Annotated in this window: 9 protein-coding genes; 3 read left to right on the plus strand and 6 right to left on the minus strand. The window is 48.8% G+C overall.

Annotated elements, in window-relative coordinates:
• Positions 1–104 precede the first annotated feature (104 nt).
• The 4 genes from ACJ2PR_RS34180 to ACJ2PR_RS34195 form a co-directional block, all read right to left on the minus strand.
• On the minus strand, positions 105–671 hold the full coding sequence (locus tag ACJ2PR_RS34180) for a Uma2 family endonuclease (RefSeq protein WP_446880387.1): 567 nt from the start codon (positions 669–671) through the stop codon (positions 105–107).
• A 20-nt stretch (positions 672–691) separates the two neighbouring features.
• On the minus strand, positions 692–1258 hold the full coding sequence (locus tag ACJ2PR_RS34185) for a Uma2 family endonuclease (protein ID WP_446880388.1): 567 nt from the start codon (positions 1256–1258) through the stop codon (positions 692–694).
• 24 nt (positions 1259–1282) lie between these two features.
• On the minus strand, positions 1283–1966 hold the full coding sequence (locus ACJ2PR_RS34190) for an ATP-dependent Zn protease (protein ID WP_446880389.1): 684 nt from the start codon (positions 1964–1966) through the stop codon (positions 1283–1285).
• Between the two features lie 207 nt (positions 1967–2173).
• Complete coding sequence (locus ACJ2PR_RS34195) at positions 2174–2950, minus strand: M15 family metallopeptidase (protein WP_446880390.1); 777 nt, start codon at positions 2948–2950, stop codon at positions 2174–2176.
• Positions 2951–3012: 62 nt separating this feature from the next.
• Here ACJ2PR_RS34195 and ACJ2PR_RS34200 point away from each other — a divergent pair, with 62 nt between their 5' ends.
• Both ACJ2PR_RS34200 and ACJ2PR_RS34205 read left to right on the plus strand, forming a co-directional pair.
• On the plus strand, positions 3013–3951 hold the full coding sequence (locus ACJ2PR_RS34200) for an AEC family transporter (protein WP_446880391.1): 939 nt from the start codon (positions 3013–3015) through the stop codon (positions 3949–3951).
• Between the two features lie 105 nt (positions 3952–4056).
• Positions 4057–4392 (plus strand): hypothetical protein, encoded by a 336-nt coding sequence (locus ACJ2PR_RS34205; RefSeq protein ID WP_446858386.1) that lies wholly within the window; start codon positions 4057–4059, stop codon positions 4390–4392.
• A 127-nt stretch (positions 4393–4519) separates the two neighbouring features.
• Here ACJ2PR_RS34205 and ACJ2PR_RS34210 read toward each other — a convergent pair whose 3' ends face one another.
• On the minus strand, positions 4520–4918 hold the full coding sequence (locus tag ACJ2PR_RS34210; protein WP_446880392.1) for a hypothetical protein: 399 nt from the start codon (positions 4916–4918) through the stop codon (positions 4520–4522).
• A gap of 219 nt (positions 4919–5137) precedes the next feature.
• Positions 5138–5677 carry a phosphoribosyltransferase gene (locus ACJ2PR_RS34215; RefSeq protein ID WP_446858388.1) on the minus strand — a complete coding sequence of 180 codons (540 nt, stop codon included), beginning with the start codon at positions 5675–5677 and terminating at the stop codon, positions 5138–5140.
• A 297-nt stretch (positions 5678–5974) separates the two neighbouring features.
• Between ACJ2PR_RS34215 and ACJ2PR_RS34220 the strand changes: the two genes are divergently transcribed.
• A complete protein-coding gene (locus ACJ2PR_RS34220; protein WP_446880393.1) occupies positions 5975–7420 on the plus strand; it encodes an MFS transporter in 1446 nt (481 codons plus the stop codon).
• Positions 7421–7820 lie beyond the last annotated feature (400 nt).

Consider the following 7820-nt stretch of genomic DNA (forward strand, 5'->3'; position numbering starts at 1 on the left):
CTGAAAGTCCCCCAAAATTGGGGGGTTGGGGGGCAGAAGCCGTGAACAACGAAGTGAGTCACTCTCATCGAACTGACGTTAATTCAGGAAGTTTCTTGTTTGTCTTAACTCAACTGTAACCAGCCAAATAATTCTCCAACAGTTAGCTGCAATTCACTCGCCCATTCTGGAACAGGTAACGCTTGATTCACTTCGTCAAAAATTCGGGGTTGCTGATTAAAAGAAAAGACGATGACGGCTCGATCGTTAGGATCAATTAGCCAACCCATCAAACAGCCATGATCAAGGCAATGCAAAATTTTTTTAGTGACTTTGGTTGAGCTTCGATCAGGTGAAAGGATCTCGATTACCCAATCAGGAGCCACACTAAACACATTAGCAATGCCTCCATTTTCTTTTCGAGAAATTCTATCCCAAGTAAAAACTGAAACATCTGGGACAATTGCTCGCCCCCCACAAGTGCATCGAAGTTCTGGAAAAGCACGAGCAATTTTTTGAGGTTTCACGACTGCATCGATCGCAGAAAGTAAATCACTTTGAATGACACTATGTTCACCTTGAGGCATCGGTTTTTGAATGATTTCACCGTCAATGTATTCGCTGGCTGGTTTGGTTTCTGGTAGTTTCAGAAATTCTTCTAGCGTGATTGTTTTGGCGGAAGTTTGTACCATTTTTTGTCATTCCATTTGGGCTAACTCAACTGTAACCAGCCAAATAATTCCCCAACAGTTAGCTGCAATTCAGCCGCCCATTCTGGAGCAGATACAACCTGATCGGCTTCGTCAAAAAGCTGAGGTTTTTGATTAGAAGAAAAGACGATGACGGCTCGATCGCTAGGATCAATTAGCCAACCCATCAAACATCCATGATCAAGGCAGTGCAAAATTTTTTTAGTGACTTTGGTTGAGCTTTGATCAGGTGAAAGAATTTCAATTACCCAATCAGGAGCCAGTTCAAAAACGTTGGCAATTTCTCCATTTACATCCTTTGGAATTCGACTCCAGGTAAAAACTGAAATGTCAGGAACGATCGCTCGTCCTCCAAATACGCAGCGTAACTCCGAAAAAGCATGAGCAATTCTTTGCGGCTTTAGAATCCTATTAATAGCAGGACAAAGCTCTGTCTGAAGGATGCTGTGTTTTCCTTGAGGCATCGGTTTTTGAATAATTTCACCGTTGATATATTCACTGGCTGGTTTGGTTTCGGGTAGCTTCAGAAATTCTTCTAACGTGATTGTTTTGTTTGGAGTTTGTACCATTTGTCACCTCCCAATTGCAAAGAATTACTCTTCTATTTTGGCGCGGATCAGTTGCCGACAGTCCTCAATTGATCGCCGTTCTTCCATCGCCGCCACCAGCGCATCGTAAGCCTCTTGATTTTGTTCGATCAAGTTTTTTGCCTGGAGTGCCGCCCACCGTTCTTTTTGCTGAATTTGAGAATCGGGAAGTCGCAATTGAGCCAGCGTCATGCGAAGCTTTTGCAGATCATCATTTCCGCCCTCTACCGTTTTGTACGCCAACGTTTCTGCTACGCCGCCCGCCATCCAAACCGTACAGTAGCGATCGACCAGTTGCGCCGATAGTTTTCCTTGCTGAAGCTGTTCTTCTAATTCCTGTGTGTCAAACTGTACGCCTCCCTGTCCTGGTTGCCCCGCACGAAACGCCTCCCAAGCGCTCAATGTATAGCCCGTGACGGGAATTCCCAACTGTTGGGCGACGAGAAAATGCCCCGCTTCATGTCGCGCCACTCGTGCCCGATGCGCCGGAGAAAAACTCGCCAACCAATCCAGCACGATCGTTCCTCCCCGCCCCTGCCAGGTGAAGGAATCCAGTGTAGCCAGACCGAGAACAGTGAACGTGGCGATCGCGGGAATTGCAGGCGGCAAATGAATCAACGGCCCCAAAATCGTCGAGACAGTCATCGCAAAAATCGAAATCGCGACCAAGTTGAGCGCAGTTTGGTTCATAAAAAGAATTTTGATCTAGCCGAAAAGAAAACTGTTAAATAATGGACTTAGGAGATTTCTAGCAAAGAAGTTACCAAACTTGGGAAGCCCCCTTCCCCCAATTCTGGGGGACTTTGACTTTCAGAACTCTCGATGGAGACAGCCGGGTAAATTTATTAAAGAAAATCTTCTTATTTAATTTGAGGGTTGATCCCGATCGAGTTCCTCCTACTTTCCTCTGGCTTTGTAGAAGGTTTCTAAGCTTTGGCGATCGCCCACAAATCGCCAGTGCCACGGTTCATAGGTCACGCCTTGAGGATTGTTTTTGGGAAACGATAGCTCAAAATTAAAGCGCACGGCGTTGTCTTGAAGCCACTTGAAGGCGGCCGTCTGCTCAAAGGCAGGACTGAGATTAGTCGCAGGTGTGTCGCCGTCCCCGATGTCGATCGCATACCCGGTGTGGTGTTCGCTATATCCAGGAGGGGCACTGACCCCGGCACGCTGTTGAGGAGTTTGCAGGCGCTCGGCCTTGACATCAAAGAAAACTTGCTGCTGATCAGAGAGCGATCGAAACCCAGACAGCGGGGCGAGAAGGATTCCGTCGGCTAGGGCCGCGTTGCTCATTTGTTTGTAAGCCGCTGCGGCCGCCTTTCGCAACCGAATGCCTCCATCGGGACTGATTGGCTCTAGCTCAGATTGAGGAGCCTCGCCATACTTAAAGTGTCCCAAAAGCTTGTCTGGAGACGCAGTGGGTGACGGAGTTGAAGGAGTAGTCGTGTTTGGAGTAGAGCCGTTATTCGGGGCGATCGAATTTGGCTGTCTGATCAGATAGGCGACTCCACCCCCCAACAGCAGCCCGATCGACACCAGTCCCACGATTAGCCCAGTGCGATTGGGACGAGGCTTGGGTTGAGCGATCGGTGTCTCCCGCAGCGCTTCGGGAATGTCGTCAAACGATGCAGCCTGGTTTTTGGGAGGTTTTTCAGGCAGACCCGCGTTATCCAAGGATTCCCTCCTTCACTTTTGTCCACCTTCAAGTATTACAGAATGTAGCTAAGGATTACAGCGTGTATCACCCCTCTCTGATGCCTCACCTGACGATTCAGCTTTTTGATCTCTATGTCCCCCTGGTTGGCTGGGCCCTTCTCGGCTGGCTGTTGGGGCGCTATTTGCCTCAGTCGGCTGCTAAATATTTGGGACAATTTCTCTTTTGGGTCGGCATTCCATTCAGCATTTTAGGATTTTTGCGCGGAGCGGATTTGTCGGGTCAGATTTGGATCGCGCCTGTGGTAGCTTGGGTTGCTATTTTTACAGGGGCAGGGCTGGCGTGGCTACGAATCAGGTCTCAGAACTGGAGCCGCCCCACTCAAGGAAGTTTTCTCCTATCGTCAATGGTGGGCAACACGGGCTATTTGGGATTTCCAGTCACACTGGCTCTGGTAGGCGAGAAATTTTTCGCCTGGGCGCTATTTTATGACCTGTTGGGATCGACGTTGGGAACGTGGGGGTTGGGCGTGATCGTCGCCAGTCAATTTGGTCTGGGGCAAGAAAGCCGCCTTCAACTCACGCTCACTATTCTCAAAAATCCGGCGCTCTGGAGTTTTGGATTTGGTTTAGCCACGCGCAATTTACCCCTTCCTGAAGTGCTAGAAAGTAGCCTGCATCATCTGGCGTGGAGTGCGATCGCGCTTGCCCTCGTCTTGATCGGAATGCGCCTCAGCCAACTGCCTTCTCTAACTCATTTGAACCGCGCTGCCTGGAGTTTGACGATCAAAATGCTGATTGTTCCTCTTGTTCTAGGAGTTGGCATCCTGCCGCTGTTTCAGATCACTGGATCGGTGCAGCAAGCGATCGTTCTACAAATGGCCATGCCTCCCGCCTTCTCAACTCTGGTACTGGCAGAAATCTATGAGTTAGACAAAAATCTGACGGTGACTGCGCTGGCAACAGGCTCGATCGCCCTTCTCATCACCCTTCCGCTCTGGCTTCTCATTCTCGATCAGTAACAATCCTGTAATCATTTGCTTTCGGAATGAAGAACGCCAATTCTGAAGCCACAGATAGCCCTACCGTAGCTTTCAAGATTACGGCTTCACTCAAGCGCATCAAAAATGTTAAAAAGAATCGCTGCCATCGTCACCATCGTCAGCACAATCGGTCTTTCTGCCCTGCCGTCGATCGCGGGAAACGTCGATCGCTGGGAATACGAAGGAATCGCCTCCACTGGAGAGAAAGTTTATTTGAATTTGGACTCGGTTCGATTTGAAGGACGCAAGGGTTATTTTTTCATCTACCAAATTGGCAACGATCGTCTATTTGCCTACACACCCTGCGATGGTCGCTTTCAAGTAGCCAATCAGGATGGAGTCACCTTCAAACCGCTCATGAAAGCTCAATCTTCAGCCACTCGTAGAATGCTGGATCAAGTTTGTGCTGCTCCTCGCTAGTCAATGGTCGCTTCACTAAAACTCTGATCTGAAAGTTCCCCAGAATTGGCAACTTGCGGGCAGAAGATCTCAGCAACGAAGCGAAAAAACTGCATTGAATCCAGGTTTATTGGTCGTCTGATTCTTCTCAACCGACCCAACTCACGCCATCGTCCTTTTGTTGTTGAACCGAGGGCAATGGCTTGCGATCGTTGACTCCTTCAACCAAATTTGTCTTAGGAGGAATCGTCGGATGCTCACGCGGGGGAGTGGTGGGTGGAGTCAGGCGTTCTTGCGCGACGGCTCGCTGTTCGGGTTCAATGATTTTTTTGATCAAATAGTCTAGCGTTTGCTGTTTGATCCAGCCTCGCGCGACCAAGACTTCTCCAAACCGCATGTCGCCCATAATCTTCTGATCGTTTAGCGCTACGTCAATTTGGGCCGACGTGAGCAGTCCCGCTTCGACCAGGTATGCGCCGAGGCGTTTGGGCTTTGTCGGAGCAAGGGGCACAGTCTGGACTTGAAAGCGATCGCTTCTGTCGCGCATTTTCAATCTCAGGAAAAATTCAAACAGCCTTCAACCTGGCACCCTTATCTGTCAAAAACTACAGAGAAATCAGCGATTCTTACGGTAACTGCAATCCCGATCGAGTTTTCTCAGGCGCTAACTCAAAAGCTCTGTTGTTTTAAGTGCTAAAAAGTAAATTTTTAGCCAGTTTGACCAGTATAGCAAGCAGATTTACTGAGTTTGAGACGGTGGCACTGCTCAACAAGTTTCCGGCTCTCGACTCCTGACTTCTACGGGGGCATCTTCTAACACCAAATCAGCGGGACTCATCTGCTCATAGCGCTCAAACGGCTGATGAATCCAGGGGTTGTCAGGCAAATAATCTACATAATAGTCGGGCTTGATCACCGAGCAATTTTTGTACCAGAGAACGGCCGTGCGAACCTCTTCGATATAAAAACCATAGTGTCGATCGAGCCACGGGATCGTCTTCTGCAACGTCACCCCCGAATCGACCAGATCATCCACTAACAAAACGTGACTGCCCAAACTAGGCGTGGTCATCGTCAGATCACGCGAAAATACCAGCGTGCTGCGAGATTTACCGCTGCGATAAGAAGAGGTCGAGAGAATGGCTAAAGGCACGTCGTAGAGGCGAGCGATCACGTCACCCACGCGCAATCCGCCTTTTGCGAGACAGACAATTTGGTTAAATTCCCAGTTCGATCGATAGATCTGAGCGGCTAACTGCTCGATCTTTTGGTGATAATCGTCCCAGGTTACGTGGAGGTCAGACATAGAAGGAGGGATGAGGGATGAGGGATGAAACGGGAGTTGATACCAATTCCTCGGTGAAGCTGCATAAATTAGATTCTGATAGCCCCATCAAATAAGGAGAAGGCTCTTTTATTTACCCCTCTTTTTAAGGGGGGCAGGAGGGATCATACAGACGTGCAGCTTTATAGAGAATTGAGCTTGGATCTTAGAGCAATTAGCGCAATCGCGATCGTCTTAAGAATTGGCACGATTTGAGTAATCGATCGTCAAAGATGATGAGAATAATACAACTGTTAACCCGGATTTCACGACTCCTTTATGAACAATTCTGATGATCTTCCGATTGCGCTCTCCGAAAAGCTCAGTTTGAGTGAGAAGTTGGCCTATGGAGCAGGCGATCTGGGGCCGGCTATCACCGCTAACGTTCTGGGCGTGTTTTTGCTGATTTTCTTTACCAATGTCGCTGGGCTAAAACCTGGAATGGCAGGCAGCATTCTACTCATCAGCAAGGTTTGGGATGCCATCAATGATCCGATCATCGGGGTGTTGAGCGATCGTACTCGCAGCCGTTGGGGTCGTCGTCATCCCTGGATGCTGTTTGGGGCCGTGCCGTTTGGGATTTTCTTTTTTTTGCAGTGGGTGGTGCCTCGTTTTAGCAATGACCCGACAGCGAATCAATGGGGTCTGTTTTGGTTTTATGTGGCGATCTCGATCGTCTTCAACAGTTTCTATACGGCCGTCAACCTGCCTTACACGGCCCTCACTCCCGAACTGACGCAGGACTACGATGAGCGTACCAGCCTCAACAGCTATCGATTTGCGTTCTCGATCAGTGGCAGCATTTTGTCGCTAATTTTGGCGCTGGGGATTTTTGCTCTGTTCAAAGGCGATTCGTCCAAACAATATCTAGTGCTGGGTGCAGTCTGTGCGGTTCTTTCGGTTTTGCCGCTTTATTGGTGCGTCTGGGGAACTCGCAAACGAGTCGCTATTACAGAACGTCAACGCCAGGAAGTCACCACCGAAGCCTCACTTCCTTACCTAGAACAACTCAAAATTGTGTTTAGCAATCAGCCTTTTTTGTATGTGATTGGAATTTACCTGTGTTCCTGGTTGGCGGTGCAAAATACGGTTTCGGTGATTCCTTACTTTGTCAAAAATTGGATGCGATTAGAGGATGCTGACTTTACTAAAGTAGTGATTGCGGTGCAGGTGACGGCTTTGGCGATGTTGTTTGTTTGGGGCGGAGTCAGCAAGCGCTACGGCAAAAAAGCGGTTTACTTTATGGGCATGGCGGTGTGGATTATTGCTCAAATTGGACTGTTTTTCTTGCAGCCGGGTCAAAATCTGTTGCTGTATGTTTTGGCGATCATGGCGGGGTTTGGCGTATCGACGGCTTATCTGATTCCCTGGTCAATGATTCCCGATGTGATCGAGTTAGACGAACTGCAAACCGGGCAGCGTCGAGAAGGCATCTTTTACGGGTTTATGGTGCTGTTACAAAAAGTGGCGCTGGCGATCGGGCTTTTTATCGTCGGCTGGGTGTTACAAAAATCAGGCTTTCTAGAAACGGTGTCTGGTCAACCTGATCCGATTCAACCTGATTCTGCGCTGTGGGCAATCCGCATGTTGGTCGGCCCTGCGCCGCTCGTTGTGTTGCTGATCGGTGTGGGGTTAGCGTACCTTTACCCAATTACCAAAGAGGTTCACGCTGAGATTTTGCTCAAACTCCAAGAACGCAAACGCGCCCAAGCTGAAGACGCTTGATTGATTGTGAATTCGATAAGTCTCTCCGCTGTTTTGCAAGACTCCTAAATTCCACAAGTGAGGGACTTTGAGCCGGAAATTTTGTCCGAAAAGCCTCCAGAATTAGCAGTTTGGAGGGCAGAAGTGTCAAACAGCGAAGCGAAAAAACCTCATCGAATTGATGCTGAACAACCTTGATATTCAAGTGGACTCCCCTTCTTGTTACAGAAAAACCCCCCTTTCCGATCGGTAGGGAGGCAATTTAAACAAGAGGGTTTGTGTGAATTCGACGAAATGCTTCCGCTACAATTTCTTCGAGATACCCGCAAGGGGTTGTAACTTCGGAAACGTTCCTTAAATCTTCCAGTGACATACTCCAGACGTTCATGCTGACGCATAGAACGCTGGCTTCTCATCGACT

The organism is Phormidesmis sp. 146-33, assembly GCF_052939515.1.